Below are 25,624 nucleotides of genomic sequence, written 5' to 3'. Positions count from 1 at the left end.
TAAAGCTAACAAAAGAAAAAGCCGTACTATTTTTCAATAATACGGCTCCTTTGGAAGTACAAATCAGCTAGCTTGAAGCTTACGCCAGATTGGCATTGATGTAATCGATAGCCAATTGAACAGTGGTGATTTTCTCGGCTTCTTCATCGGGAATTTCAGTTTCAAATTCTTCTTCGAGAGCCATTACCAACTCTACGGTATCCAAAGAATCAGCGCCCAGATCTTCGACGAAAGAAGCTTCGTTTTTTACTTCTTCTTCTTTCACACCCAGTTGCTCAGCAACGATCTTTTTTACGCGTTCTTCAATGCTACTCATGATGTTATGTAACTCCTAGTGGTTGTATAAGCGAAACAACCTGACTTGAGTTGAAAGCAACTCCGGGTGTTTCGGTCAAAATCGTCCGGCATTTTACATCTATTTTGCGACTCTGGTAATGCCGAAATCTAAAAAAATTGGGTTTTTGATAATTAATAGTGATTAAAAATGATAATTTATATGCAGTTAAGACATATACATGCCGCCATTAACATGGATTGTCTCGCCACTAATGTAACCCGCTGCATCACTGGCCAGGAACAGGACAACCGCCGCAATCTCTTCCGGTGCCCCCAGCCTGCCAAGAGGGATGCGCGCCATCAATTGTGCTTTTTGCTCTTCAGGTAGGGCTTTGGTCATATCCGTATCAATAAAACCGGGAGCCACTGTATTAACAGTGATATTCCTGGACCCCACCTCAGCCGCCAAAGAGCGGGCAAAACCACTGACACCAGCCTTTGTTGCCGCATAATTAGACTGTCCGGGATTTCCCATAGACCCGACAACAGAACTGATATTAATAATGCGCCCCCAGCGGGCCTTCATCATGCCACGCAATACCCCCTTACTAAGACGGTATATAGCGCTCAGATTGGTGTTGATTACATCAAACCACTCCTCATCACTCATCCGCATCAACAGGTTATCTTTGGTGATACCGGCGTTATTCACTAATATGGCGGGGGCACCGAATTCGTCACCAACGGCTTTCAATAAATTAGCCACTGATTCAGCATCGGTAACATTTAATACCTTACCGGAACCGCGAATACCCAGCTCGGCAAAACGCTCAGAAATTTTTGCAGCCCCGGACTCGCTAGTGGCAGTGCCAATAACAATTGCCCCCGCTTTACCCAATTGCTCAGCGATAGCAGCACCAATACCGCGACTGGCTCCAGTTACCAACGCCACTTTGTCATTTATATTCATGATGTCACTCACAGATTAATCAAATTAAACAGCAGCCAATACCACATCCAGTTCTTCAGGTTTTTCAACAGACAACGCACTCAATTGTGCAGCAATACGCTTATTCAAGCCTGACAGCACTTTGCCTGGACCACATTCAATAGTGGTAGTCGCTCCCAACTCAACCATAGTATTGACACAATCCACCCAGCGCACAGGACTATAGATTTGCTCAATCATGAGCGCTTTAATTTTCTCAGGATTACTTTCGGTTGCGGCTGTAACATTGTGTACAACAGGAATTGAAGGAACAGAAAAGACTGTTGCACTCACTAAATCAGCAAGGCGCTCGGCCGCAGGGCGCATTAATTCTGTATGGAAAGGTGCACTCACCGGCAGCGGCAAAGCACGTTTGGCACCGGCCTCCTTACACAGTGCGCTAGCACGTTCAACAGCTGCTGCGGTACCGGCAATGACTACCTGGCCAGGTGAATTAAAATTCACGGCAGCAACCACATCACCTTGTTCTGCCTTTTTACAGGCATCCTTAATCAGTTCATCATCCAGCCCGATAATTGCCGCCATAGCACCAACGCCTGCTGGAACCGCTTCCTGCATGTATCTGCCACGTAATTGTACAATTTTTACAGCCGCTTTAAAGTCAACTACACCAGCACAGACCAATGCACTCCACTCACCCAAGCTATGCCCTGCAACCAAAGCAGGTTGCGCCCCACCCTTTTGATTCCATACACGCCACACAGCAACACTGGCCGTCAGTAATAAAGGTTGGGTTCGCTCAGTTAAATTAATCTCTTCCTGCGAGCCAGTTTGAACTAAAGCCCACAAATCATACCCAAGTACCTCTGAGGCCTCCGCAAAAGTTGATTGCACAATAGGATATTCGGCTGCCAATTCAGCAAGCATGCCAATTTTTTGCGAACCCTGGCCAGGAAATACAAAAGCAAGATGTTGTTGAGTCATAATTGATTACTTTCGATGATATTAATGAAGGGAAATCTGTTCGAGAATACGCTGAGGAACACGCTCTTGTACCTGCTGGAGCGCCACCTCAAGTGCGTGAATAAAGGCCTGCTCATTAGCATTGCCATGGCTTTTAATCACAGGTTTCTGCAGGCCCAAAAAACTGGCGCCATTATAGCGTGCAGGATTTAACTGTAACTTAAGGCGACGCAGTGTTGGCCATGCCAAAAATGCCATCACCCGGCTGAAAACATGCCGCTTAAATTCAACAGCAATCTTGTCTGCAATAAACTGTGCAACACCCTCACTGGCCTTAAGCGCTACATTCCCATGAAAACCATCACAGACAATCACATCCACGTCCCCGTTGAAAATACGATTAGCCTCAACAAAACCACTATAGGTAAAGCTGTTATCACTCTGTAATAACACTTGGGCCTGCTGCAATACCTGAGTACCCTTGTATTCCTCTGTACCAATATTCAATAAAGATACCCGGGGATTTGCAACACCCGCAGCTCTCGCCAATGCAGCCCCCATTAGTGCGAACTGATGCAATAACTCTGGCCCCACGTCAATATTCGCCCCCAGATCTAACAAATAAGTTACACCTGAGCGCACTGGCATAGATTTACAAATGGCAGGCCTTTCTATACCTGGCAAAGTTTTTATTTGGTGCCTGGCCATCGCGAGAAGCGCACCCGTATTTCCTGCGCTGACACAAGCATCTGCCCGATCCAGACACAGAAGCTCCAAAGACTTCCACATAGAGGAATTTTTCTTATGGCGCAAAGCCGACAATGGATCATCCGCCATAGTGACGACATCAGGAGCATGCAGGTAATGCAGACGAGAGTTTTTACCGGTTAAGGAATGTGCCTGCTGGAGCTGGGATTCATCGCCAACCAAGGTGATTTCAAGATCGGAATGGCATTGCAGAAAATTTTGGGCAGCATCAATAGCAACGCGGGGACCTAAGTCCCCGCTCATAGCATCTACTGCTATTCGAATAGTTGCCGACAAGTGTTACTCGTCGCCAGGCCGACTTATTCGTCGCTGCCTTTATTGATCACTTTACGTCCGCGGTAAAAACCGTCGGCAGTAACATGGTGACGCAGATGCTTTTCACCGCTAACAGCATCAACTGACAGGGTTGGGCCAGTCAGTGCGTCGTGTGAGCGACGCATATCGCGCTTGGAACGGGATTTTTTGTTTTGTTGAACAGCCATGGTTTGCTCCTATTTACATACTCACTGGAACCGAGGCGCCTCATTATTTCGGCGAGCTCTTGAGTTGCTCCAGCACTTTAAAAGGGTTTTTGGTTTCTTTTACCTCAACCGGTTTACCACTGGAGTAGAGCCTGCTATCAACACAAGGCTCTCCGTGGTAGGCCACTGGAGGTAAACCCAGCAACAATTCTTCTTCGATCATCTCGTAAAAGTCTGCTGCGCCTTCTCCGGCTATCCAGGGATCGAGATAAGCAGGCAGCGCTTTAGCTGCATCTTCGTCCCACACGATAGCCAGCGAAATATCACTTTCAAGCGTATAAGTAACCAGCTCAAGACAACGCTGACACACCAGGGAAACATCACCACTAGCGTTGCCAGTTACTACTCGCTTACCCTCTTCATTAACACCAAAAGCCAGTTTTACCTGAATATCACCTTTGCTGCCCTCTACGGCATCGGCCAGGCGAGACAGATCAGCAATGGCAATAACTCCTTCCAATTCAACCCCTTGCTGGGCAAATTTGCGAGGGTCGCCCTGGCGTGGAAATGGCTTGTGAAATGGGGGCTTTGACATAAGCGCGCAATCATAGGGATATGCCCTTGATCTGTCAAAGAAAAACTGGGCCAAAATCAACGAGAGAGTGCTATTTAGTGGTTTGCAGGTAAAATCCCCCTGCATATTGGGTATCCTTGACACGGGTCACTTTTGAATCGGCAAAGAAGAAAAATCCCCCTGCATATTGGGTATCCTAACCAGCAAAGACATCGCTACACATGAAGAAAATCCTGCTTGCCTCCAGCTCTATCTATCGCCGTCGGCTTCTTGAGAAGCTAGAACTGCCATTCGAAACAGCCAATCCCGCCATTGATGAAACCCCTGCCCCAAGGGAAACACCAGCACAATTAGTCGAGCGCCTGGCGTGCGCAAAAGCCAGTGCCCTGGTCCAGGACTATCCAGACCACGTCATTATCGGGTCAGACCAGGTTGCCAGCTTTGAAGGAAAAACTCTCGGTAAACCCCTGCACTTTGAAGCGGCCTTCCAGCAACTCTGTTCATTTCGCGGGAAGAGCGTCACCTTTTTCACAGGACTCTGCCTGCTTAACCCGGAAAATAACACCAGACACACCAGTGTTGAGACCTGTGAGGTGCATTTTCGCACACTCAGCGATATCCAAATCACTCATTATCTGCACCGGGAACAACCCTATGATTGCGCAGGAAGCTTTAAATCAGAGGGACTGGGGATCAGCCTCTTTGAAAAAGTGACCGGGGACGACCCCAACACCCTGGTCGGCCTACCACTTATTGCGCTGATCAGGATGCTATATAAAGAAGGAATAGACCCTCTTGGCTAAAGATGACTCACCCTCTCAATGCTGGCCATTCCAGTAATTGGGAGAACTGGTCCAGGCAAAGCTCCGGGTTATATGTTTTCAAGCGATTAGGGTGATGGGCTCCATAACTAACGGCAATGCGCGGCATCTGAATAGATCGTGCCATTGCCATATCATATTCTGTGTCTCCAACCATCACAGCACCATTGGCATCAACCTCAAACAACTGCAATAACTGCTGCAGCATCAAAGGGTTAGGTTTAGAGGCCGTCTCATCGGCACAGCGTGTCGCGTGAAAGTAGTCACTCAATCCCATTACACCAAAGATACGATCCAACCCTCGCCGACTCTTACCCGTAGCCACGGCCAGAATGTGGCCTTGCTGCCTAAGGTTATCCAGAGTTGCCCTAACATGCGGAAAAAACTCTGCCGGGCATGCCTGGTCGAACTCAACAAAACGCTGGGCATACATATCCCTCAACTGCTGGCGTTCCAATGTTGAAACTTGTGGATAAAGACGCATCAGCGCCTCAGGCAACCCCAAACCAATGATTTCGTGGATTTCATGATCCACCAATGGCTCCCATCCCATATCCCGGGCAGCAGCTTGCATGGCACGGGTAATGGTTGCCGTGGAATCACACAGCGTACCGTCCCAATCAAAAATAAACAGCAAAACAAACTCTCCAAAAACAATTAATCACCCAGTGACTCCAGACAGGAAAGCGGTTGGGCCAAATCCTGCGGCAAGGGAGCCTCCACCCATGTCATTTGAGCCTCTCCAGGCAAACAAAAACCCAGTGAAGAAGCATGTAAAAATAACCGCTTTATCCCTTGGTTACGCATATGAAGATTAATGTCATCATCCCCATACTTTTCATCCCCCACCAGCCCGTGGCCTGCATGCCGGGCATGAACCCTAATCTGATGGGTGCGACCGGTGACCGGACGCGCCTCAACCAAGGTAAACCCCTGATAACGCTGGATAACGTTAAATAATGTCAAACTCGGCTTGCCATCGGGATGAACCCGGACATAACGCTCATCAGCCCCCACCTCTGTTCGCAGTAGCGGCGCATTTACCTGATGAAGCCTTGCCGGCCAATGACCGACCACCAGGGCGCAATAAACCTTTTCTATTTGCCCTTCCACCTTATCGCGCAAGGCAGCCTGCAAGTGGCGCAAGTAGCTGCGCTTTTTAGCCACCATGATGCAACCGGACGTATCCCTATCCAAACGATGGACCAACTCCAAATAACGAGCCTCAGGGCGCATCTGCCTCAGTGTCTCGATTAATCCCAGGTTAACGCCACTACCGCCGTGAACCGCCAAGCCCGGGGGCTTATTAATGACCAGAAGCCCTTCATTTTCAAACAAAACAGACTGGTCAAGTAAAGCGACAAGCTGATTACCTGCCTTGGCTGGTGCAGCAACTCTAGCTTCCGCCGTGCGAACCGGCGGCACCCTAACCAAATCCCCTGCACAGAGCTTGTAGTCAGGCCTGGAGCGCCCCTTGTTAACACGCACCTCGCCTTTGCGCACCAGGTTATATATGCGCGACTTAGGGACCCCTTTTAACTGAGCCATCAAAAAATTATCCAGGCGCTGACCAGCCAACTCAGCATCAATCGTCAAGAACCTGACAGTTATTGCCCGGGGGGTGTCTGAGGATGGAGAGCTACTTGATGACGCGACAGGAACTTCAGGAGATGATGTGGGAGGAGGATTTTTCATATACCGCATCATACCTCAAACCCATGACCTAAGTAATAAGTCCTTCATAGGCAAAGGTTATTTGATTGCTGATGTGATAGATAACTGCTATAGTCAAACGGCTGTTTCAGGCTGGTTTCCGGACAACGCAAGTTTATAAGGCGTGTCGCGAGGAAATACCGCTGCCAGCAGGGGGCCAACAGGCGCTAAACGCACCGCAAATGCTGGTAACGTAATCATCGACCTGACTCACCCCCTTGAAAACTGACGAAAAGGCAGCTGTCCAATTTAACCGGTCATCTGCCATAGCAAACGCGCCAACACAGATTATCGTTATTGTTCGCAGCGCTTTGTTTTGTAGAACTCTTGCTTCTATTTGTATAAATCGTAAAACGGCCAATTACTGACCATCAAAACAAAGGTTGTTCAGTGCCAAAGGCCACAAAATTGACCAACCGGGTTACCGCAAGTAGCTATTGCTTATGACTTATCGCTGAATCGATTTCAGCTATCCATAAGATCCGTTAAGCAAGAGAGACCAACGTAGGCTCCGGCAGGCAAACAAGCAACCAGTTTGCTGGAGACATCCAGTTAATCCAGGATTGATATAGCGAGCCCATGTGGCTATCCAGGCTTTATGTGGCAAGATGCAAGCAATCCTGTAAGGATTGCAAAGCAAGCGAAAGCAGTTGCCCATTGGTTGGCAGCGTTGAAATACGCATCGTACAAATAGACAGGCCAGTTATCTGAGCCTGAAAAATGAGAAAAATGGAAATGATTTATGATGGGTTTGGCAGTCGCTGATCAGCGAAAATACTGAACAATCCCAATATTTCCACCAACCGCTGGTTCGAGCCCATACGGCAGCGCACCAGTCTACGAGGTTGCACAAAACACGCTGTGTTAACTCTGATTGCATCTGTGCCAGGCGCATAAAACAACCTGGTACTTGCTTTAGGTAACACATGAAAAGAATGCTCATTAATGCAACTCAACCGGAAGAGTTGCGTGTAGCCCTGGTCGATGGTCAGTGGCTGTATGATTTGGATATCGAAAATCGCAGTCGCGAACAAAAAAAATCGAATATCTACAAAGGCAAAATCACCCGCGTAGAACCCAGCCTGGAGGCGGCTTTTGTTGATTATGGTGCAGAGCGCCATGGTTTCCTCCCTCTCAAAGAAATTTCCCGCGAGTATTTCAGCAGAAACCCCGGTGACAATAACGATGGTCGTATCAAGATCAAAGATGTCCTGAAGGAAGGCACTGAGGTTATTGTTCAAATTGATAAAGAAGAGCGAGGCAATAAAGGTGCAGCGCTAACAACCTTTATCAGCCTGGCCGGCCGCTACCTGGTTCTTATGCCAAATAATCCACGCGCTGGTGGTATTTCACGCCGTATCGAAGGTGAAGATCGCGCCGAATTAAAAGATGCCCTGGGAGAGATTGAAGTTCCTCAAGGCATGGGAGTCATTATTCGCACCGCGGGTGTTGGTCGCAGCGCTGAAGAACTGCAGTGGGATCTGAATTATCTGCTGCAGCTCTGGGAATCCATTGAAAATGCAGCCAAACGCTCCCCTGCTCCCGAATTCCTGTTCCAGGAAAGCAATGTAATTATTCGCGCTATCCGCGACTACCTGCGCCAGGATGTTGGTGAGGTCATCGTTGACAATAAAGAGGCTTTCGACCTGGCGGCAGGGTTTATTCAGCAGGTTATGCCCAACTATCGCAGCAAAGTAAAGCTGTACCAGGATGATATCCCCCTATTTAATCGCTACCAGATTGAATCCCAGATTGAGACGGCTTTCCAGCGTGAAGTCAAATTGCCATCTGGCGGATCAATCGTCATTGACGTCACTGAAGCCCTGGTTGCCATAGACATCAACTCCTCGCGCGCCACCAAGGGCGGCGATATTGAGGAAACGGCGCTACAAACCAATCTCGAAGCAGCCGATGAAATAGCCCGCCAATTGCGCTTGCGCGACATGGGCGGCCTGGTAGTTATCGATTTTATCGACATGCAACCCGTGCGCAATCAACGTGAAGTGGAAAACCGCATGCGCGATGCACTGATGATGGATCGTGCACGAGTACAAATTGGCAGGATCTCCCGCTTTGGCTTACTAGAAATGTCTCGCCAGCGCTTACGTCCATCGCTGGGGGAGACCCATTCCAAGATCTGCCCTCGCTGTGAAGGTGTAGGTACTATTCGCAGTACACGTTCACTGGCCTTGTCCATTTTGCGACTGGTTGAAGATGAGGCACAGAAAGACCGCAGTGCAGAAATACGCGCCATATGCCCTGTATCTGTAGCGACTTACCTGCTTAACGAAAAACGCAAAACCATCTCCAGTATTGAAGCACGCAACAATACCCGTGTAGTGATTGTCCCCAGTGCCGAGCTGATGACCCCTCACTTTGAGGTACAGCGCCTCCGCGATGATGACGAAGGCACCCTTGAAACCAGTTATAAAATTGTCCCGCATGTAGATGAACATAAAGAAGAGGAAGAGGATGCCACCGTTAAGGTAGGTAATGTGCCAAAACCCCTGGTACAGCTCACCGCCCCCAGTCAACCTGCACCGGAGCCCGCCAAAAAACCAGGGTTGCTTGACAGAATCCTGAAAGGCATTGGCAATTTGTTTGCCCGCGATGAAGATGACAAGAAAAAATCCAAACGCGACAACAAGCGCGACAATCGCCGCAACTCATCGCGCAACCGCCGTGATAACCGCCGTCGCGACCGCAAGGAAGATCGAGAAATACGCGACAACCTGGAGCATCGTGCCAACGACAACAAAGTCAAAGAGCAAGAACCTGAACAGCGCAACAATCGCCAGCAGCGCGATCCCCAACAAGGTGCAGAAGAAAGAGGTAATCGTCGTCAACGGACACCCCGTGAAGAACGTTCCAATCGTGAGGATCGTTCCAACCGCGAAGACCGTCGCAACGAACGTCCCTCACGCGAAGAACCCAATATTCGCGAAGAAAAGGACAACTTACGCCAAGTTCAGCATTTAGCCGACGACGCGAGTGAGCAAGATATCCTTGCAGAACAAGATCAGGATGAAAATGGTGAACAACGTCCCTCTCGCCGCCCCGCTGGCCGCAGATCGCGCGGACAGCAACGCCGCCGCGGCCGCCGCGATGCAGTGAATGGAGAAAATACTGCAGAAACAACCGAAGAAAGTACGGCGGTTATAGCGGCTGAGTCACCCAAGCCACTGAGTGAAGCCGCCGAGTTAGCCCGTCAAATTTCTGCAGCTATCGCAGAACACGAGCAGCAACAAGCGGCAACCAGTCAGTGGGCAGTAGAAACAACTCACGTAACTGCAACAGAATCCCCTGCGAAAGTAGAGGCCTACGATAACTTCGGTGCCACACAGCAGATCGAAACCGAAGCCTATGTTGCTGAGCCCGAAGTACCGGCCAAAGAAACTGCTCACAAAGAAGATGAGCAAGCGATAACAGAGGCAGAAAATACTTTTGTCACTGAATCAATCATTAGCGCTACTGAACCAGTTGTTGCAGATACACAAGCTGATCACAGTGACAGTGACCTGATTCTCGCTGCTGTGCCATCCAGCGAACCTGAACCCGTGACAACCGCTGGACGAGCTATTAATGATCCGCGGCTTTCACCTAAACCCATAGGGCAAATAACTATTGTGACTGAGACGCCCGAGCAAAAACATCTGCAAGCTCTGGACACCAGCCTGCCCCCAAACGTTGAACACAATCCGCGGCCATTAAACCGCCCACTAAATGATCCGCGATTGGCACAGCGAAAATCAGAAGAGCAAGCATCATAAGATCCCTTGTTCATCGGGTATCAATGTCGTTAAAGAAAACCGCACTAAACAGTGCGGTTTTTTTATACGCGTGAAAATCAACGCATTAATAATCCACTCATTAGCAACAAAAATTTATTTCAATCTCTTGCTCATAACAAAAACCTCTGTATAATTCGCCCACACTCCGGAAGGGTGGCAGAGTGGTTTAATGCACCGGTCTTGAAAACCGGCGTAGGTGAAAGCCTACCCAGGGTTCAAATCCCTGCCCTTCCGCCATATGTCAAAAGGCGCTGGTTAACACCAGCGCCTTTTTTCTTATCTACACACCTATCCAAGACGCTCGCCCTCTCGAACTTTTTAAGAAAGCCCCTATCAAATAACTTGGCACCCTTGATTTAGCCAACACAAACGCTTGGAATTAACTCCATAGCTTTGTATTATCACCTCAATTTCATTAACGGTAATTTTACGCAGCCAAAGGAGTCCTTTATGTACGAACCTGCCCATATTCAAACGGCTCAATCCTCTAGCCCGGTTGAAGTCAATAAAGTACTACGCAATACCTATATGCTGCTGGGCTTAACCTTGGCATTCAGCGCTTTAATGGCAGGCCTTTCTATGGCCCTCGGCATAGGCCGCGGTTTTGGCTTAATCATGAGCCTCGCTGCTATGGCATTGATATGGTTTGTCCTACCCAAAACTGCAAACTCCTCCGCAGGGCTGGGAGTTGTATTCGCCTTCACCGGCCTTATTGGTGCGGGACTGGGCCCAGTAATTAATCACTACCTGTCCTTTACCAACGGCAGTGCAATTATCTCTCAGGCATTGGGGGGAACAGCACTGGTATTCCTGACCCTCTCCGCTTACACCCTGACATCCCGTAAAAATTTCAGTTTCATGGGAGGCTTTATCGCCGTGGGGATAATTGCCATGCTGGTTATCATGGCATTCCTGATTATTGCCAGCTTGCTGGGATATCAATTTTCCGGCTTATCCCTGGCATTTTCTGCTGGTGTAATACTGTTGATGTCAGCCATCATCCTCTATCAAACCAGCGAGATTATTCACGGTGGCGAGACCAACTATATTTTGGCAACAACCAGCCTGTACCTGTCTATTGTCAACATATTCACCAGCCTGCTAAACCTTTTAGGTGTTACCAGCAATGAATAAATAGCTCGTTAAACAGCTTATAATAAGGCTCCTCCGGGAGCCTTATTTATTTCTATCAGGAAGTTCCATGGCCCGCTTTTCAATTGCCGTCTATGCCCCACCGCAGACTAATCAAACCAGTTTTAGCGCCTGGCAATTTGCTCAATCGGTTCTGGCACAAGGCCATGAACTCTATCGAGTCTTCTTTTATATGGATGGAGTTCACAATGCAGATTCCGTTATCACCCCCCCCCAGGGTGAGCCCAACCTGGTAACGCAGTGGCAAACCCTGGCGCAAAACCACGGTACTGACCTAGTAGTATGTATCGCCGCAGCACTGCGCCGAGGCGTGCTCAATGAAGAGGAAGCAAAACGTTATCGCAAACATAACCACAATCTAGCCGAAGGCTTCTCCCTTAGTGGTCTCGGCCAGCTAGTTGAAGCCATAGCCCTTTCGGACAGATTGATCGTGTTTGGCAATTGAGGCCTACCCATGCCCAGTAAGAGAATACTACTCATCAGCCGCCACGCCCCCTATGGCACATCACGAGCAAGAGAGGCTCTGGACGTTGCCTTGGTTGCTGCAACCTACGATCAGGACATCAGCTTGCTATTTATGGACGACGGCATATTTCAGTTATTGAAAGCCCAATCCCCGGAGGACATACACCAAAAAAACCATGCCGCCAACCTCTCCGCTCTGCCCCTATACGGCATCGAAAAGATTTATGTACACTACGAGTCTTTAGAGATACGAAAAATAACAACAAATGATCTGATTCTGGACAACCTCCAATTGCTTAATAATCAGGATGTTTCTCGTCTGATACAGGAGCAAGATCAACTCTTGAGTTTCTGATATGAGCACACTACATACTGTCAATAAGTCACCTTTTGCCCACCAAACACTGGCATCCTGCTTGAGTGTATGTGCTGATCAGGATGGGATTTTATTGCTGGAAGATGGTGTTTTCGGGGCAATAAGACATTCCCCTTGCGCGGAAGACCTGCAAACTCTTATGAACAAAGGAGTCAAAGTCTACGCCCTGGATAACGACCTGAAGGCGCGAGGGCTCCATGACCGGATTCACGAAGCTATTCAAGTCACGAACTATGATGGATTTGTCCAATTAAGCCTTGATTATCGCTGTGTTCAAAGCTGGTACTGAGATGTCATTTGTAGTCAACAACCTCGAAATACCTACCGATGACGATGGCTATTTACTCAATTTGGCAGACTGGACACCACAAGTGGCTGAAGCCCTGGCAGAACAAGAGCAGCTTGTACTCACTCAGGCACACTGGGAAATTCTTAATTTGCTGCGAGATTTTTACCGCACCTATGAACTATCCCCAGCTATGCGGGCCCTGGTGAAACACACCGCCAAGACCCTGGGAGAAGAAAAAGGACGCAGCTTGTACCTACTTCAGCTTTTCCCCCCCAGTCCGGCCAAGATTGCCAGTAAAATTGCAGGGCTACCACGCCCCACTAATTGTCTTTAACTGTCTCCACCACCAGCCACAAATAAAAAAATAGGGGGCCTAAGCCCCCTATTTTCCAGTATGGATACGGGTTATGCCGCATCAACTGATTTAATCGTACCTTTCGGCAAAACTGCATGAACAGCCACTTTTTGAAACTTAAGCTCAATATTTGAACCTGTTTCAAGAACCACATAGTTTTCATCAACTTTGACGATTTTTCCCAGTAAACCACTGGTCATAAGCACTTCATCACCCTTTGCAAGCGATGCGACCAGATTTTGGTGCTCTTTCTGACGTTTGCGCTGGGGGCGAATAATCAACAAGTACATGAACAGAAACATTCCGCCAAACAACAGAAGCGTAACCAGAGGGCTACCCTGAGGAGGGGCGGCTTGAGTCTGAGCCATAGCGGATGAAATAAAGAAACTCATAAAGCTAACCTCTACATATAAAGAGCGCTAACTCTACCTGTTTTACAACAGCTAGGCAATTAGCGCTCCTTTGTCTAAAGGTATAGCCGAGAGTTGACTCTAAGCGTAATCGCGGAACAACTTGCGGAAGACACTGGGAGACAAACCTGTCCAGCGCTTGAAGGCGTTGGTAAAACTGGTTCTATCCGAAAAGTCCAGAGCCTTGGATACAGTATCCACGCTCATATGTTCATCAATCAGATACTTGATGGCATAGTGAAAGCGCAGGATATCCCGCAGCTGCGCAAAGTTAGCTTGCTGCTGTTGTAACCGACGTTGCAGGGTCCGCTTGGATAACTTGATATCCTCTGCGATTTTATCAATAGATAGATCATCTCGACCCACACGCTGCTTCAGAGCATCGATCACTCTGGCTGACACCCCCTCATAACGAGGGATTTCTGCCATCGCCAGGTACTCTTCGTAAGACCTGATTTCAGATCCCTCAAAAGAGTTTTCAGATTCGTTATCTCTATTGCGATAAATGCGTTGCAATTGGATCATAGAGGCGTCTCCTTTGCCAAAAGGGCATGTTTAGTTAACAAGGATAAAATGGTCATAAAGATGACCGCCTAAAACCGGGGACGCTGTCCTTTCGTCAATACAGCCACGCTCAGCTTGTGACAGATTATAGACGAACTTACACACTAGCAAAGTGAAAACGTTACAAGTTTCCATCAAAAGATATTTTTTTTAGTTTAGGTTATTCTAAAAACGTTGGTTTACATGCCAGCCCGCAAAATATCCAACAAATCCTGATCATGTGTCTTGGTATTTACTTTATCAATAACCTGTCTGACCTTGCCTTGTTTATCAATGACGAAGGTTGTGCGGAGAATTCCCATAAATTCTCTACCCATAAATTTTTTCAGCCCCCACACACCGTAGGCTTCCGCTATTGAATGATCTTCATCGGCAAGCAAAGAAAAATTTAATTGATATTTTTCATCAAACTTCTTTAGCTTGGCCGGATTATCAGGGCTCACACCAAGCACTACAGTATCCAATGCATCAAACTCTGTGTGTGTATCGCGGATACCACAGGCCTGAGTTGTACATCCAGGGGTAGAGGCCTTCGGATAAAAGTATAAAACAACCTGTTTTTTACCTTTAAATTGACTGAGGCTAACTGTCTCGCCAAATTGGTTCTTCAAACTGAATGCGGGAGCCGCCTTGCCAATAGTTGGAAAACTCATTTACAACTCCTTATCAAAATAGAATAAAAATGTCATTAATATAACAAGCCGTTGGTACGTGACGATTATTTAGAAAGATCACTGTTATTTTCTGTATCACGAAACAGATCAAACAGCGTTTCTTTCTCTTCTTGAGTCACTTTTGTTTTTTCCTTATTAGGTTCTGTTATTACAGGACAAGCGACTCGATTGCGCCCCGTCAGTTTTGCTTGATATAACCAATAATCAACTCGCCGGGTAAATTCCTCCGGTGATTCGTTCAACTGTCCAGCAAATTCATCAACACCAAAGCTCGCTGTCAACGCACACGTTTCCCCCGTCGGCATTATCAATGGTGATGATACAAGGAGCTCACGCACACGTTCGGCAACAGAAACGGCGTGACGCAGATCGGTATTGGGGAGAATAAGGGCAAATTCTTCACCGCCATAACGACAGGCAAAATCCAGTTTGCGCAATCCCTGATTCACAACTCCTGCCAAATGGACCAAAGCCTGATTACCTGCATCGTGTCCCCAGCGGTCGTTGAAAGCCTTGAAATAATCCAGGTCGAGTAACACCAGTGACAACGGCTGGAAGCTGCGGCGAGTACGCTCCATTTCCAGCAGTAAGGTATCGGAGAAGAAACGGTAGTTATAAAGGCCGGTTAGCGCATCGGTGCGAACCTGCGCCTGTAGATCGCGCACCTGCTGCTGCAACTCACCCAATAGCTGTGTATTGCGGCAGGGATCGCCATTAGCGCACTGATCGAAAATTAGCCCATAGCCTGGAGCGTCAGAGAGCATAAGGAGGTAGCACTCGTTGACATATCGTTATAAGGTAATGCCAGTCTAACGGGCGGCATCATAGCTGACAATGGCTGGTGAAAAATGCGCCATCATTCACTTAATCGACACCGCTTTGCGGGATTGAACGGCTAATCGCGATAAATCTTCAACAGATCACCATAGTGGTCTATACGACGATCACGCAGATAGGGCCATATGCGGCGTACATCTTCACTGCGACCCAGGTCAATATCGACTACCTGCGTCTCTTCCTGGTCAATACTGGCGCGATAAAGAAACTCCCCCTGGGGGCCTGCCACAAAACTACTCCCCCAGAAATCCAACCCTGCCCCTCCCGCCGGGTCTGCCTCATGGCCGACGCGGTTAACGCTAACCACCGGGACCCCGTTGGCGATGGCGTGAGCCCGCTGAACAGTTGTCCAGGCATCGCGCTGGCGGTCTTTTTCAGCCTGCTCATCCTGTGGGTTCCAGCCAATAGCGGTGGGATAAATCAGCAGTTCAGCACCCGCCATCGCCATCAAACGAGCCGCCTCGGGAAACCATTGATCCCAGCACACCAGGATGCCCAGTTTGCCCACGGAGGTTTCTATGGGTTGAAAACCGAGATCTCCGGGAGTGAAATAAAACTTCTCGTAGAACCCCGGATCATCCGGGATATGCATCTTGCGATACTTACCGGCAATGCTGCCATCGCGCTCCAGTACAACGGCCGTATTGTGATGCAGGCCAGTAGCGCGCTTTTCAAACAGCGATGCCACTATCACTATATTCAGTTCTTTTGCCAACTGTCCCAAGACCTGGGTACTGGGCCCCGGAATGGGCTCTGCCAGATCAAACTGATCAACATCTTCTTGCTGGCAGAAGTAGAGGCCGCGATGCAGTTCCTGCAATACCACCAAGGCTGCGCCACGGGCCGCTGCCACACGAATTTGGGCAATCGACTTTGCCAGATTCGCGTCAGTATCTGCCGTATTGGCCTGCTGAATAACGCCTACCTTTACGACACCTGAGCTATTCGCTGACATACACAGACTCCAGAATATTCTCCACGACACTTCCCTCGGGCAATTGCATGGTAATGCAGTGCAAACTGCCTCCCTGTTCAATTAATACAGAACAGGGGATACCAAGAATGTCGTAGCCGGGAAAGGCCTGGGTGATGACTTCCAGTGCATCCTCATCCGTTGGCAATTCATAAATAGGTACCAACACGGCTTCATTGACAATCAGGAAGTTGGCATAGGTGGCAGGTAAACGCTCACCCTCCTCATTCATTACCGGCCCCGGCCAGGGAAGCGGCAACAAGCGATAGGGTTGGCCATCGGCGTCGCTAAACCCGCGCAATTCAGCCTCCATCTGTTTCAACTCAGCGTAATGCTCATCCTGTTCATCATCACAGGCGGTATACACAATGACATTGTCGGGACACAGGCGTGCCAGCGTATCTATATGGCTATCGGTGTCATCGCCGGCCAGGTAGCCGTGGTGCAGCCAATTTATTTTGCGTACACCAAAGGCCGTTTTAAGGCGCGCTTCGATATCCGCTTTGGACAACTGTGGATTGCGATTCTGGTTGAGCAGGCAAGAAGCCGTTGTAAGCAGTGTCCCCCTGCCGTCACTCTCGATAGAACCACCCTCTAAAACCCAATCCTGATGCACCAGGTCTGACAAGGGAAATGCCTGTTGTTCATACAGGCAGCGGGTTATCTGGTTATCCAGATCATGGGGGAACTTGTTGCCCCAACCATTAAAGGTGAAGTCCAGCAATGTGAAACCCTTGGTCGTCTGGACGGTAATAGGCCCATGGTCACGCGCCCAGGTATCATTGCTGTCGCAGGGATAGATATGGATATAGTCCAGAGGAGCGTCCATGGCTGCCAGGCGTTCACGCACGTCTTCGACAAGGGGTTGGGGAACAGCAATCACAACATCGGCATAATCGGCAATCACAGTGGCCAACGCCTCATACAGCTCGGTGGCCTCTTCAAGAATCCAGTTCCAGTCGGTCCCCTGGTGTGGCCAGGTGAGCAATATGGCGTCCTGGGGTTCCCACTCGGCAGGAAGACGCTGTGCGGACGGTACAGAAGAATATGGGTCAGACATGGATTACCTCATAAAAAACCAGGGGTGGCCCAGGGCAATAGACGGACGACAAGCACAAGCCCTCACAATGAGCAAAGCAGAGGATGGCCATAAAGGGCCGCCATTATAAACCGTCTTGCGCAGTATGCGGCGGCTTTGCTTTGGTCAAAAGCCGCCGGAGAGATAGGCCTCACTCAGTGATGGTAGTTTCCTGGGCAGGCAGGGAAATGACCCCGTCACCAGCATCCGACACAGGTTTTTGACGGCTTTTCGCGGGTTCCCCCACCTGGACGACACGCATTAATTGACGGCGCTGCAAGCCTTCATCGCTTTCAATGACGACCTGTAACCGCAGGTAAAAACGCCCCTCTTCCACCGCCATGAGCCCTACAGGAATCCGGTACTGCTCACCCGGTGCCAGCACAAAACTCCACTCATTTTGTTCACCGACAAGATGGAGTGGCTCTTCTTCCTCCAGGAAAACCCGCATATGGCCTTTGGACTTTGTGGTTAGCAACTCTAATTCCGCAGGAGTGGCAATTCCCTGCTCTAACCTGATCGGGCTTGCATCCTTCAGGCTGGCAATAGCGCCTGGCTTGGTTTTGGGTACCGTTTTCGCCGGATGCGCTGGGGAGGGTTTCGCTGGCGCCATCGATGTGGGTGTAGTCGCAGATACTGCCGTTGCATTTTCTGAGGATGCGGGAGCACCACAAGCCGTAATCAGCCCCGCCAACACCATTGGCATACATAGGTTACAGAGCGTAAATATTCGCTGGAAACCCGGTTGATGGCCTTGCATTGTGCCTCCTTAGTCAGGCAACAGGGAAAGATTAAAACAGGCCGTGCCAAAGCCCTGGTTACCATAGAGATTTTCAGCCTCAACAAGTTCCATCACGTAGTTACCCGGCGAGAGGGAAACCGCCAGGCTTTCACGGTTAGGCACAGCAGACTCAGCCACAGCGAGTAACACTCCCTGGTGATAAATATAAAAATCGGGGTCAGTCACCCCCATTGTTTGCGCAGATTTTTGTGCGCTAAAACGATAGTTGCCCGTGTTATGAATAGTAAATCGGGCATATTGGGCATTACCCAGGCGATTGTATGTGCCATACCCGTTAGTACTGCACAATTCCACACTGGACCCATCTGTTAACAACAGCTTATAAACTGGCACGTTATTCAGATTACCACCGGCGTTGACTTCCCCATCACCATAATCGCCCGTTCCAAAAATGCTTTGTCCCGTCAGTAATTGGGAGAGTAAAGGGCTATGCGCCGGTGCCTGTTTTTTTAGCTGGTTAGTGAATACATAGATAGAAATAAACGCATCGTTATCGATCAGTTCCGGAGCGGTAATCGCTGCAACAATATCACTAAAATCACGCGCAATTTTGGAAGAGCCACTCACATAGTAGTTGTAAAGAATCGAATAGACTGACGCTTCGGCAAACCAGCCTTTAGGCGAATTATTCGTGCGACTCACATCAACATTATAACTTTGTCCCTGCCTTACCCCTGAGCTATCGGCATAGCGGGGATTATCAAGCAAGATAGCGGCTAACCCGGTCGCAAACCCTTCTGACATGGCGACACGCATGTCCAAACCGGACGCCTCAGGATGGTCGCCTCCCAGGGTGTCTGTGCGCGACAGGGTTGCCTCTATATAATGCCCCCACTCATGCAAGATGACATGGGTATCGTACTCATCGGTATCATTATTTTCGTCGCCGAGGATATAAATGCTCGACACACCGGTTTTATCCGGACCACCATAAAAACTGGTACCTATTTCTCCCAGGGTTAGATCCCCCTCAACCGGCAGATTTTTAACACTCCAATAAAGGTTTAACGGAGCAAAATCCCCATCAAACCCCACCTCGATAAAGCGTTGTACACCGGTATACACAGCATCAAGAATGGCAAAAGGGGCAGCGGCACGGGTATTGCCGTAGGCACTGTCCGTCCAGCCTGATGCAGCATGAAGGTTGCGGGTGGAATCCGTTGTCCCTGTACTGGCCAGGCCGCCATCCAATACATACAGCGCATTACTGCTGGTGTTATCACGCACGGAGATATCCCAGGAGGGATTACCGGAGGATTGTAATTGCGCTTTGACACGCACACGCAGGCTTTGGCGAGCTGGAACCTGAAATAGGTAATATCCCTCCATATCCGTTAATGTCGATGCAATCACCTGGTTATTGCTATTCAATAACTCCACAACTAATCCCCTGCCCGGTCGAATCTCGGTAGCCGCATAATCCAGGCCGGTCGGCAGTGGTTTGGTGAAGGGAACATGGTCGAACGTCACACGCCCTTCCAGTGTTAGTGGCCCTGACACGGAGCTACTGGACTGGGAGCCGGTTGAAGAAGCCTGTGAGGATGAACCAGATGAGGCGCCACCGGAGCCCCCACATGCCACCACAACCAGTGACAGGAAAATCGCCATCAAACGCATTGACATAAAGCTTTACCACGGAAATGATCAGGAGCCCGGCCTCCACCGAATGCGTGATAGCCTAAAGCAAAGTCCCCCATTTGGCGATTCAGAAACAGTTTATTCACGGAGCATGCTTATAATAGTGCCCCGTAACGACAGGAGCTTTTATGCTGAAAATACTTATCTTGGCCGTAGTGATCACCCTGGGGGTTATCGGCTATGCCCGCTATAAACAATTGCCACCCGACCAAAAACGCAAAATGCTGTGGCGCGTGGGCACAGGTGTTTTCCTTGGGGTACTGGTATTGCTGGTGATTACCGGGCGTATGCATTGGGTCGGCGCTGCCTTGGGCGCACTCTTACCTTTCGCGCGCAGTGCCTTTGGCTTAGTGATGCAGGCCCTGCCCCTGTGGATGAAACACAGGCAACAAAAAGCGGAATCACCCAAGCCCGCCAGTAAACTGGCAATTGATGAAGCGCTGGAAGTCCTCGGGTTAAAAGGTGATATCCGTAAGGGGGAGATCAACGAAGAGATGGTCAACGACGCCCATCGACGCCTGATTCAGAAACTGCACCCGGATCGCGGCGGCAATGATTATCTGGCCGCCAAAATCAACCAGGCTCGCGATCTGTTAATCGCGGAAATTCAAAAATACCAACAGCCCTAGGGAACTGCCGAAAAATGTTGGCGAGTCAGCCAGCGCAAGGCAAAAGCCGGCACTCGTAAGGGCAGCGAAGCTCAAAAGCGGGGTTGATACAGAATAAATAAGTATTGTGAGCCTGTGTTTAACGCCGCGATGGCAACGCAGGTAATTTTTCAGAGGTTTCCAGGTGTTTATGCTGTAACAGCAGATGCTGATAGCGCCCCAGAGAGCGATAAGGTTCCTGCTGTGAAAATAACAATTCCATTTCTACTAAACCTGCCGGGTCGCGCTCGCGTTTTTCCTCATCGAAAATATAATCGTGAAATACACGGATACCGCTGTGGCTGAGCAGTTGCAGCGGTAATTCGCCAACCCATTGCAGCACTTGCTCTGGCATTAATGGATTAATAGGTGTCAGGCTACCTTTTTGCCCGGCATAATCCCGACTGCGTATTTTCTTGAAATTGGTGCGCAACAGGTTTTTATAAATCAGCGAGTGCAAGTTGTAGAACGTCAGGGATAGATACCCCTCAGGTTTAAGGTAATTGAGCAGGCAAGGTAGCAGGCTCTGCGGGTCTTGCATCCACTCCATCACCGCATGACAGATCACAAAGTCAAAACGGTGATCGTCAATAACCCTGGGCAAATCCTGAATGGCGGCATGAACCAGGGTGACCCTATCCTGCAATTGGCAATGGGTTATGTGTGCTTCGGCAAGTTTGAGCATCTCAGCCGAGATATCACACAGCACAACCTCATGGCCTGCCGCGGCCAATTGCAGGGAAAATTGCCCCTGCCCACCCCCGGCATCCAGAATACGCCAGCGATTCCCTGGCTGTTGAAACGGTGCTATTGGCAAACATGCCAGACAATCGCGCTCCAGTACGGCGAGGCGAACATCACCTTTTAATCCGCCATAGATATTTTTCCTGAAACGCTTGGCCAGGTCATCAAAATTGCGATCCTGGTTATCGGGTTGCTTGGCCACTCTGTTTTCCTACATGAAGTTACGATGATCTCTCCGCCGGCTGCCGGCTCACACTCAACACCATTAACTACCAAGCCACATCAAGCTGTATTTGCTATGCTGCCAACTTTCACTCGAATGGGTTTGCTATGCCCTGGTTTGTCTACATGATCCTCGCCACAGACTCGCAGCTCTATAGCGGCATTACCACCAATATGGCGCGACGCTGGCATGAACATAGGTCAGGGAAAACCGGCGCTAAATATTTTCGCGGTCGTGCGCCCATGGCGCTATGCCTGTTGGAGGCAGCAGCAGATCGCTCCAGTGCCAGCAAACGCGAAGCGCAGTTAAAGCAACTGACACGACGCGCCAAGGTGCAACTGCTGCTGCAACAATTTTCCCGGACACAGCAATTCATGGCCGACCATGCCTTGGAAATCCCCTTCATCACCCGTATACAACTGGAGCAATTGTGACCGGGAAACGCCCTTTCTGCGTCCAGTGTTTACGGCCAATGCGCACCTGTATCTGCGCATTGGCTGTCGAACTGAATAATCGTGTTGAGCTGTGCATTGTGCAACACCCGGAAGAAGCCAACAATGCCAAAAACACCGCCGGGCTATTGTTAGCAAGCCTAAAAAACAACCAAAAAATCACTGGTGAGGTTTTTGACCAAACGTATTTACACGCACAACTTTTTGCTGCCGGTAAACAACCACTCCTGCTCTATCCCCCAACACCCGATGAAAAATCCCTTGGCTTACAAAGCCCATCGCCGCTGCCGGATTTAACAACCATACCCGCAGAACAACTGCGCCTGGTCCTGCTGGACGCCACCTGGCGCAAGAGTCGCAAAATGCTGTACCTGAATCCGGTGTTGCAAGCCTTACCCAGATTCAGCCTGCACAATCCGCCCCCAGGGATTTACAAAATTCGCAAGGCAGATAGCGAAAATCAGCTTTCAACCCTGGAGGCAAGTTGTTACGCTCTCGAACAATTGGAACCTGGCAGCCACTATCAACAGCTCATCGCTGCCTTTCGCTGTTTTGTTGATCAATTGGCGAGTTATAACCCTGCCTACTCGCCCCCATAACGCAAATCGAGGCCCTATGACCCAAGCTGTAACCCATCCCGCGTTTGAATTTATCCGCACACACACTCTGGATTCCCTCAAGCTCAGGGTCGAGGAATACCGGCACAAGGCCACTGGCGCACAGCATATTCACCTCGCTGCCGACAACAACGAAAATGTTTTCCTGGTAGCGCTGCGCACCGTTCCCCACGACTCTACCGGTGTAGCCCATATCCTTGAGCACACGGCATTGTGCGGCAGCCAAAAATACCCGGTGCGCGACCCGTTTTTTATGATGGTGCGCCGCTCGCTTAACACCTTTATGAATGCCTTCACCAGCTCTGACTGGACCGCGTATCCCTTCGCCAGCCAAAACCGCAACGATTTTTACAATCTGCTGGATGTGTATTTGGACGCAGTGTTTTTCTCGCGCCTGGACGAATTGGACTTTGCCCAGGAGGGGCATCGAGTCGAGTTTGCCGAAGCGGAAAACCCGCAATCAGACCTGGTGTACAAAGGCGTAGTCTTCAACGAAATGAAGGGCGCCATGAGTTCGGTGGGTTCGCAGCTGTGGCACACCCTGTGTAAATACCTCTACCCCAGCACCACCTACCACTACAACTCGGGCGGCGAGCCGGAGCATATCCCCGACTTAACCTACGCCCAATTAAAAGAGTTCTACCGCACCCACTACCACCCCAGTAATGCCATCTTCATGACCTACGGCGATATTCCGGCAGCGGAACTGCAAGCCAGGTTTGAAGACCAGGCCTTGCGCCATTTCGAGTCGCTGGATGAAGTCATTAGCGTGCCCGACGAGAAACGCTATTACGCACCTATTGCGGTGGAAGAAGCCTATCCACTCGAAGACAGCGAAGACCTGGGCAACAAAACCCATGTGGTACTGGCCTGGCTGCTGGGCAAAACCACCAACCTGGACGAGGCCCTGGAAGCCCAGTTGCTCTCCAACATCCTGCTCGACAACAGCGCCTCACCGCTGCAACAGGCACTGGAAACCAGTGACCTGGGCCAGGCGCCCTCGCCCCTGTGCGGACTGGATGACTCCTCGCGCGAAATGGCTTTTGTGTGCGGCCTGGAAGGTACGCGCCTGGAGGATGTGGCCAAGGTGGAAGCGCTGATTGTGGAAACCCTGGAAAAAGTGGCACAGGACGGGGTGGCACAAGAGCAGATCGAGGCCTCGCTGCACCAGTTGGAACTGTCCCAGCGCGAAGTGGGCGGCGATGGCTACCCCTATGGCTTGCAGTTGATTCTCCACGCCCTGACCGCTGCCACCCATCGCGGCGACCCGGTAGCCCAGTTAGACCTGGATCGCGCCCTGAGTGAGCTGCGAAGAAAAATTGCCGATCCACAGTTTATCCAGAAAGCCCTGCGCACCTGGCTGCTGGATAACCCTCACCGCGTGCGTTTAACCCTGCGCCCCGACCCCCACATGAGCGCCCGCGCCCAGGCCGCCGAAGCGGCGCGCCTGGCAGCGTTAAAATCATCGCTGAGCGAGGAGCAACAGCAGGCCATTATCGAACGCACCCAAGCCCTGCAAGCGCGCCAATTACAGGTGGATGACGAATCCATACTGCCCAAGGTAGGCATAGAAGATATTCCACCCCACCTGCACTATACCCCCGGCAGCCAGGAGCAACTTAACGGCTACCCGCTGCGCCGCTACAGCGCCGGTACCAATGGCCTGGTGTATCAGCAAATCACCGCCAAGATGCCTGCGCTCAGCCAGCAGCAACTGCAACTCCTGCCCTACTACTGCATCTGCCTGACCGAGCTGGGTGTGGGCGATAAAGACTACCTGGCTACCCAGCGCTGGCAGGCTGAGGTGGTGGGCAGTATCAGCGCCTTCAGCAGCATTCGCGGCGCCGGTAACGATGTGCAGCGGGTGGATGCCTATATCACCCTGTCAGCCAAGGCACTCGCCCGCAACAATGGCGCCATGAATGATTTAATGCAGGCCAGCCTGCAACAGGTGCGTTTTGACGAGTTGGAGCGCATCCGCGAGTTGATTGCACAAAACCGCGCGCGCCGCGAGCAGAGCGTTACCGGCCACGGCCACAGCCTGGCGATGACGGCTGCCTGCGCCGGTATGAGCCCTGCCGCCAAGGTAGCGCATGAATTGGGTGGTTTAGCGGGCATAGCCGCCGTCAAAGCCCTGGATAACCGCCTGGCAGACGATGCCGAACTGGCCAACTTTGCCCAACAGCTGGCTGCCATTCATCAATTGGTACTCACCGCACCACGGCAATTCCTGATTGTGGGTGAGCAGGAGCAATTGGACAGCTACCGCGACCAGTTGGCTGCCCGCTGGCCGGGAGAGCCGGTCACGCCGGGCTTTGCCGCCTTCAGCCTGGCGCCGGTCAGCGCCCGGGTACGCGAGGCCTGGATTACCAATACCCAGGTCAACTTCTGCGCCAAGGCCTATCCCACTGTACCACTCGACCACCCGGATGCTGCTCCCCTCACGGTGTTGGGCGGCTTTTTGCGCAACGGTTTTTTACACCGCGCTATCCGCGAACAGGGCGGTGCCTATGGCGGTGGCGCCAGCCAGGATTCCAACAGCGCCTCGTTCCGCTTTTACTCCTACCGCGATCCACGCCTGGAGGAAACGCTAAACGATTTCGACGCAGCGTTGGAATGGCTTGCTACCAGTGAATTACAGCCCCAATCCCTGGAAGAAGCCATCCTGGGCGTTATCGGCAGTATCGATAAACCCGGCTCACCGGCGGGCGAAGCCAAATCCACTTACCAGGCTGAGCTGTTTGGCCGTACCCGTGAACTGCGCGAGCAATTCCGCAACCGTATCGTTGCTGTAACCCTCGCTGATCTCAAACGTGTAGCAGCCACCTATCTGCAACCTGAAAAGGCGAGCCTGGCGGTAGTGACCCACGCCGGCAACCGGGAACTGGTACAGGGACTCGGACTGGAGATCAAAACTCTCTGATACCTGTTCCATCACCCGGTCTGCCATCGGCAACCGGGTTGATGTGACCTTGCTACCGGAGACAGGCCGGCCAGGACATCAAGCACAGG

General features: G+C 50.5%; 28 protein-coding genes and 1 tRNA gene. 12 read left to right on the top strand and 17 right to left on the bottom strand.

Features of this window, described 5'->3' with window-relative positions; all coding sequences use genetic code 11:
* Positions 1 to 79 precede the first annotated feature (79 nt).
* From acpP to CJA_RS08145, 6 genes are all read right to left on the bottom strand, one after another.
* A complete protein-coding gene (gene acpP / locus CJA_RS08170) occupies positions 80 to 316 on the bottom strand; it encodes an acyl carrier protein (protein ID WP_012487300.1) in 237 nt (78 codons plus the stop codon).
* Between the two features lie 186 nt (positions 317 to 502).
* The gene (gene fabG / locus CJA_RS08165) at positions 503 to 1,246 is read right to left on the bottom strand and encodes a 3-oxoacyl-ACP reductase FabG (protein WP_012487299.1); all 744 of its coding nucleotides are present in this window, start codon (positions 1,244 to 1,246) and stop codon (positions 503 to 505) included.
* 24 nt (positions 1,247 to 1,270) lie between these two features.
* Entirely contained in the window at positions 1,271 to 2,209 is a 939-nt protein-coding gene (gene fabD, locus CJA_RS08160) for an ACP S-malonyltransferase (protein WP_012487298.1), read from the bottom strand.
* Between the two features lie 21 nt (positions 2,210 to 2,230).
* A complete protein-coding gene (gene plsX / locus CJA_RS08155) occupies positions 2,231 to 3,232 on the bottom strand; it encodes a phosphate acyltransferase PlsX (protein ID WP_012487297.1) in 1,002 nt (333 codons plus the stop codon).
* A gap of 23 nt (positions 3,233 to 3,255) precedes the next feature.
* Positions 3,256 to 3,438 carry a 50S ribosomal protein L32 gene (gene rpmF / locus CJA_RS08150; protein WP_012487296.1) on the bottom strand — a complete coding sequence of 61 codons (183 nt, stop codon included), beginning with the start codon at positions 3,436 to 3,438 and terminating at the stop codon, positions 3,256 to 3,258.
* A 43-nt stretch (positions 3,439 to 3,481) separates the two neighbouring features.
* Positions 3,482 to 4,117, bottom strand: coding sequence for a YceD family protein (locus CJA_RS08145; protein WP_012487295.1), 636 nt, complete (start codon positions 4,115 to 4,117; stop codon positions 3,482 to 3,484).
* Between the two features lie 95 nt (positions 4,118 to 4,212).
* Here CJA_RS08145 and CJA_RS08140 point away from each other — a divergent pair, with 95 nt between their 5' ends.
* Positions 4,213 to 4,794: a Maf family protein gene (locus CJA_RS08140; RefSeq protein WP_012487294.1), complete on the top strand. Its 582-nt coding sequence runs from the start codon at positions 4,213 to 4,215 to the stop codon at positions 4,792 to 4,794.
* A gap of 7 nt (positions 4,795 to 4,801) precedes the next feature.
* On the opposite strand, the gene CJA_RS08135 is transcribed toward CJA_RS08140, so the two are convergent.
* Together CJA_RS08135 and rluC are read right to left on the bottom strand one after the other, a co-directional pair.
* A complete protein-coding gene (locus CJA_RS08135; RefSeq protein WP_012487293.1) occupies positions 4,802 to 5,449 on the bottom strand; it encodes an HAD family hydrolase in 648 nt (215 codons plus the stop codon).
* A gap of 20 nt (positions 5,450 to 5,469) precedes the next feature.
* Positions 5,470 to 6,507, bottom strand: a complete 1,038-nt coding sequence (gene rluC / locus CJA_RS08130; protein WP_148208826.1) for a 23S rRNA pseudouridine(955/2504/2580) synthase RluC — start codon at positions 6,505 to 6,507, stop codon at positions 5,470 to 5,472.
* 944 nt (positions 6,508 to 7,451) lie between these two features.
* Between rluC and rne the strand changes: the two genes are divergently transcribed.
* The 7 genes from rne (at position 7,452) to CJA_RS08095 (ending at position 12,932) form a co-directional block, all read left to right on the top strand.
* Complete coding sequence (gene rne / locus CJA_RS08125) at positions 7,452 to 10,295, top strand: ribonuclease E (RefSeq protein ID WP_012487290.1); 2,844 nt, start codon at positions 7,452 to 7,454, stop codon at positions 10,293 to 10,295.
* A gap of 168 nt (positions 10,296 to 10,463) precedes the next feature.
* A tRNA-Ser gene (locus CJA_RS08120) sits at positions 10,464 to 10,553 on the top strand.
* Between the two features lie 213 nt (positions 10,554 to 10,766).
* A complete protein-coding gene (locus CJA_RS08115) occupies positions 10,767 to 11,450 on the top strand; it encodes a Bax inhibitor-1/YccA family protein (protein WP_012487289.1) in 684 nt (227 codons plus the stop codon).
* 67 nt (positions 11,451 to 11,517) lie between these two features.
* A complete protein-coding gene (gene tusD / locus CJA_RS08110) occupies positions 11,518 to 11,913 on the top strand; it encodes a sulfurtransferase complex subunit TusD (protein WP_012487288.1) in 396 nt (131 codons plus the stop codon).
* A 9-nt stretch (positions 11,914 to 11,922) separates the two neighbouring features.
* Positions 11,923 to 12,288 (top strand): sulfurtransferase complex subunit TusC, encoded by a 366-nt coding sequence (tusC, locus tag CJA_RS08105; protein ID WP_012487287.1) that lies wholly within the window; start codon positions 11,923 to 11,925, stop codon positions 12,286 to 12,288.
* A 1-nt stretch (position 12,289) separates the two neighbouring features.
* Entirely contained in the window at positions 12,290 to 12,598 is a 309-nt protein-coding gene (tusB, locus tag CJA_RS08100; RefSeq protein WP_012487286.1) for a sulfurtransferase complex subunit TusB, read from the top strand.
* Between the two features lies 1 nt (position 12,599).
* Positions 12,600 to 12,932, top strand: coding sequence for a TusE/DsrC/DsvC family sulfur relay protein (locus CJA_RS08095; protein WP_041551321.1), 333 nt, complete (start codon positions 12,600 to 12,602; stop codon positions 12,930 to 12,932).
* 71 nt (positions 12,933 to 13,003) lie between these two features.
* Here the strand turns inward: CJA_RS08095 and yajC are convergent, their stop codons facing one another.
* The 8 genes from yajC to CJA_RS08050 all read right to left on the bottom strand — a co-directional run bounded on the left by yajC (position 13,004) and on the right by CJA_RS08050 (position 19,914).
* Positions 13,004 to 13,345 carry a preprotein translocase subunit YajC gene (gene yajC / locus CJA_RS08090; RefSeq protein ID WP_012487284.1) on the bottom strand — a complete coding sequence of 114 codons (342 nt, stop codon included), beginning with the start codon at positions 13,343 to 13,345 and terminating at the stop codon, positions 13,004 to 13,006.
* A 99-nt stretch (positions 13,346 to 13,444) separates the two neighbouring features.
* On the bottom strand, positions 13,445 to 13,888 hold the full coding sequence (locus CJA_RS08085) for a helix-turn-helix domain-containing protein (RefSeq protein WP_012487283.1): 444 nt from the start codon (positions 13,886 to 13,888) through the stop codon (positions 13,445 to 13,447).
* Positions 13,889 to 14,106: 218 nt separating this feature from the next.
* The gene (gene bcp, locus CJA_RS08080) at positions 14,107 to 14,580 is read right to left on the bottom strand and encodes a thioredoxin-dependent thiol peroxidase (protein ID WP_012487282.1); all 474 of its coding nucleotides are present in this window, start codon (positions 14,578 to 14,580) and stop codon (positions 14,107 to 14,109) included.
* Between the two features lie 65 nt (positions 14,581 to 14,645).
* Positions 14,646 to 15,287 (bottom strand): GGDEF domain-containing protein, encoded by a 642-nt coding sequence (locus CJA_RS08075; protein ID WP_049765426.1) that lies wholly within the window; start codon positions 15,285 to 15,287, stop codon positions 14,646 to 14,648.
* A gap of 209 nt (positions 15,288 to 15,496) precedes the next feature.
* Positions 15,497 to 16,393, bottom strand: a complete 897-nt coding sequence (locus CJA_RS08070; RefSeq protein WP_012487280.1) for a carbon-nitrogen hydrolase — start codon at positions 16,391 to 16,393, stop codon at positions 15,497 to 15,499.
* Positions 16,380 to 17,471 carry an agmatine deiminase family protein gene (locus tag CJA_RS08065; protein ID WP_012487279.1) on the bottom strand — a complete coding sequence of 364 codons (1,092 nt, stop codon included), beginning with the start codon at positions 17,469 to 17,471 and terminating at the stop codon, positions 16,380 to 16,382. The genes CJA_RS08070 and CJA_RS08065 overlap by 14 nt, the downstream gene beginning before the upstream one ends.
* A 169-nt stretch (positions 17,472 to 17,640) precedes the next feature.
* Entirely contained in the window at positions 17,641 to 18,195 is a 555-nt protein-coding gene (locus CJA_RS08055; protein WP_238526848.1) for a hypothetical protein, read from the bottom strand.
* A 63-nt stretch (positions 18,196 to 18,258) separates the two neighbouring features.
* Positions 18,259 to 19,914: a putative lipoprotein gene (locus CJA_RS08050; protein WP_012487277.1), complete on the bottom strand. Its 1,656-nt coding sequence runs from the start codon at positions 19,912 to 19,914 to the stop codon at positions 18,259 to 18,261.
* 143 nt (positions 19,915 to 20,057) lie between these two features.
* Here CJA_RS08050 and CJA_RS08045 point away from each other — a divergent pair, with 143 nt between their 5' ends.
* Positions 20,058 to 20,558 (top strand): J domain-containing protein, encoded by a 501-nt coding sequence (locus tag CJA_RS08045; RefSeq protein ID WP_012487276.1) that lies wholly within the window; start codon positions 20,058 to 20,060, stop codon positions 20,556 to 20,558.
* Between the two features lie 118 nt (positions 20,559 to 20,676).
* On the opposite strand, the gene CJA_RS08040 is transcribed toward CJA_RS08045, so the two are convergent.
* A complete protein-coding gene (locus CJA_RS08040; protein ID WP_012487275.1) occupies positions 20,677 to 21,522 on the bottom strand; it encodes a methyltransferase domain-containing protein in 846 nt (281 codons plus the stop codon).
* Positions 21,523 to 21,650: 128 nt separating this feature from the next.
* Here CJA_RS08040 and CJA_RS08035 point away from each other — a divergent pair, with 128 nt between their 5' ends.
* Genes CJA_RS08035 through CJA_RS08025 form a run of 3 tightly spaced genes read left to right on the top strand, consistent with a single transcriptional unit; the run spans position 21,651 to position 25,535 of the window.
* On the top strand, positions 21,651 to 21,977 hold the full coding sequence (locus tag CJA_RS08035) for a GIY-YIG nuclease family protein (RefSeq protein WP_012487274.1): 327 nt from the start codon (positions 21,651 to 21,653) through the stop codon (positions 21,975 to 21,977).
* On the top strand, positions 21,974 to 22,594 hold the full coding sequence (locus tag CJA_RS08030) for a tRNA-uridine aminocarboxypropyltransferase (RefSeq protein WP_012487273.1): 621 nt from the start codon (positions 21,974 to 21,976) through the stop codon (positions 22,592 to 22,594). The genes CJA_RS08035 and CJA_RS08030 overlap by 4 nt, the downstream gene beginning before the upstream one ends.
* 16 nt (positions 22,595 to 22,610) lie before the next feature.
* Complete coding sequence (locus tag CJA_RS08025) at positions 22,611 to 25,535, top strand: insulinase family protein (RefSeq protein ID WP_041551315.1); 2,925 nt, start codon at positions 22,611 to 22,613, stop codon at positions 25,533 to 25,535.
* The last annotated feature ends 89 nt before the right edge of the window (positions 25,536 to 25,624 follow it).

This window comes from Cellvibrio japonicus Ueda107, assembly GCF_000019225.1.
GTDB classification, from domain to species: domain Bacteria; phylum Pseudomonadota; class Gammaproteobacteria; order Pseudomonadales; family Cellvibrionaceae; genus Cellvibrio; species Cellvibrio japonicus.
Note: the sequence above shows the minus strand (reverse complement) of the source record. Positions and strands in the feature narration are given on the sequence as shown.

Excerpts from the sequence above, each read along its gene's own strand:
- acpP (WP_012487300.1), bottom strand. The coding sequence starts at position 316 with ATGAGTAGCATTGAAGAACGCGTAAAAAAGATCGTTGCTGAGCAACTG.
- fabG (WP_012487299.1), bottom strand. The coding sequence starts at position 1,246 with ATGAATATAAATGACAAAGTGGCGTTGGTAACTGGAGCCAGTCGCGGT.
- fabD (WP_012487298.1), bottom strand. The coding sequence starts at position 2,209 with ATGACTCAACAACATCTTGCTTTTGTATTTCCTGGCCAGGGTTCGCAA.
- rpmF (WP_012487296.1), bottom strand. The coding sequence starts at position 3,438 with ATGGCTGTTCAACAAAACAAAAAATCCCGTTCCAAGCGCGATATGCGT.
- CJA_RS08145 (WP_012487295.1), bottom strand. The coding sequence starts at position 4,117 with ATGCAGGGGGATTTTACCTGCAAACCACTAAATAGCACTCTCTCGTTG.
- CJA_RS08140 (WP_012487294.1), top strand. The coding sequence starts at position 4,213 with ATGAAGAAAATCCTGCTTGCCTCCAGCTCTATCTATCGCCGTCGGCTT.
- rluC (WP_148208826.1), bottom strand. The coding sequence starts at position 6,507 with ATGAAAAATCCTCCTCCCACATCATCTCCTGAAGTTCCTGTCGCGTCA.
- rne (WP_012487290.1), top strand. The coding sequence starts at position 7,452 with ATGAAAAGAATGCTCATTAATGCAACTCAACCGGAAGAGTTGCGTGTA.
- CJA_RS08115 (WP_012487289.1), top strand. The coding sequence starts at position 10,767 with ATGTACGAACCTGCCCATATTCAAACGGCTCAATCCTCTAGCCCGGTT.
- tusD (WP_012487288.1), top strand. The coding sequence starts at position 11,518 with ATGGCCCGCTTTTCAATTGCCGTCTATGCCCCACCGCAGACTAATCAA.
- tusC (WP_012487287.1), top strand. The coding sequence starts at position 11,923 with ATGCCCAGTAAGAGAATACTACTCATCAGCCGCCACGCCCCCTATGGC.
- tusB (WP_012487286.1), top strand. The coding sequence starts at position 12,290 with ATGAGCACACTACATACTGTCAATAAGTCACCTTTTGCCCACCAAACA.
- CJA_RS08095 (WP_041551321.1), top strand. The coding sequence starts at position 12,600 with ATGTCATTTGTAGTCAACAACCTCGAAATACCTACCGATGACGATGGC.
- yajC (WP_012487284.1), bottom strand. The coding sequence starts at position 13,345 with ATGAGTTTCTTTATTTCATCCGCTATGGCTCAGACTCAAGCCGCCCCT.
- CJA_RS08085 (WP_012487283.1), bottom strand. The coding sequence starts at position 13,888 with ATGATCCAATTGCAACGCATTTATCGCAATAGAGATAACGAATCTGAA.
- bcp (WP_012487282.1), bottom strand. The coding sequence starts at position 14,580 with ATGAGTTTTCCAACTATTGGCAAGGCGGCTCCCGCATTCAGTTTGAAG.
- CJA_RS08070 (WP_012487280.1), bottom strand. The coding sequence starts at position 16,393 with ATGTCAGCGAATAGCTCAGGTGTCGTAAAGGTAGGCGTTATTCAGCAG.
- CJA_RS08065 (WP_012487279.1), bottom strand. The coding sequence starts at position 17,471 with ATGTCTGACCCATATTCTTCTGTACCGTCCGCACAGCGTCTTCCTGCC.
- CJA_RS08055 (WP_238526848.1), bottom strand. The coding sequence starts at position 18,195 with ATGCCAATGGTGTTGGCGGGGCTGATTACGGCTTGTGGTGCTCCCGCA.
- CJA_RS08050 (WP_012487277.1), bottom strand. The coding sequence starts at position 19,914 with ATGTCAATGCGTTTGATGGCGATTTTCCTGTCACTGGTTGTGGTGGCA.
- CJA_RS08045 (WP_012487276.1), top strand. The coding sequence starts at position 20,058 with ATGCTGAAAATACTTATCTTGGCCGTAGTGATCACCCTGGGGGTTATC.
- CJA_RS08035 (WP_012487274.1), top strand. The coding sequence starts at position 21,651 with ATGCCCTGGTTTGTCTACATGATCCTCGCCACAGACTCGCAGCTCTAT.
- CJA_RS08025 (WP_041551315.1), top strand. The coding sequence starts at position 22,611 with ATGACCCAAGCTGTAACCCATCCCGCGTTTGAATTTATCCGCACACAC.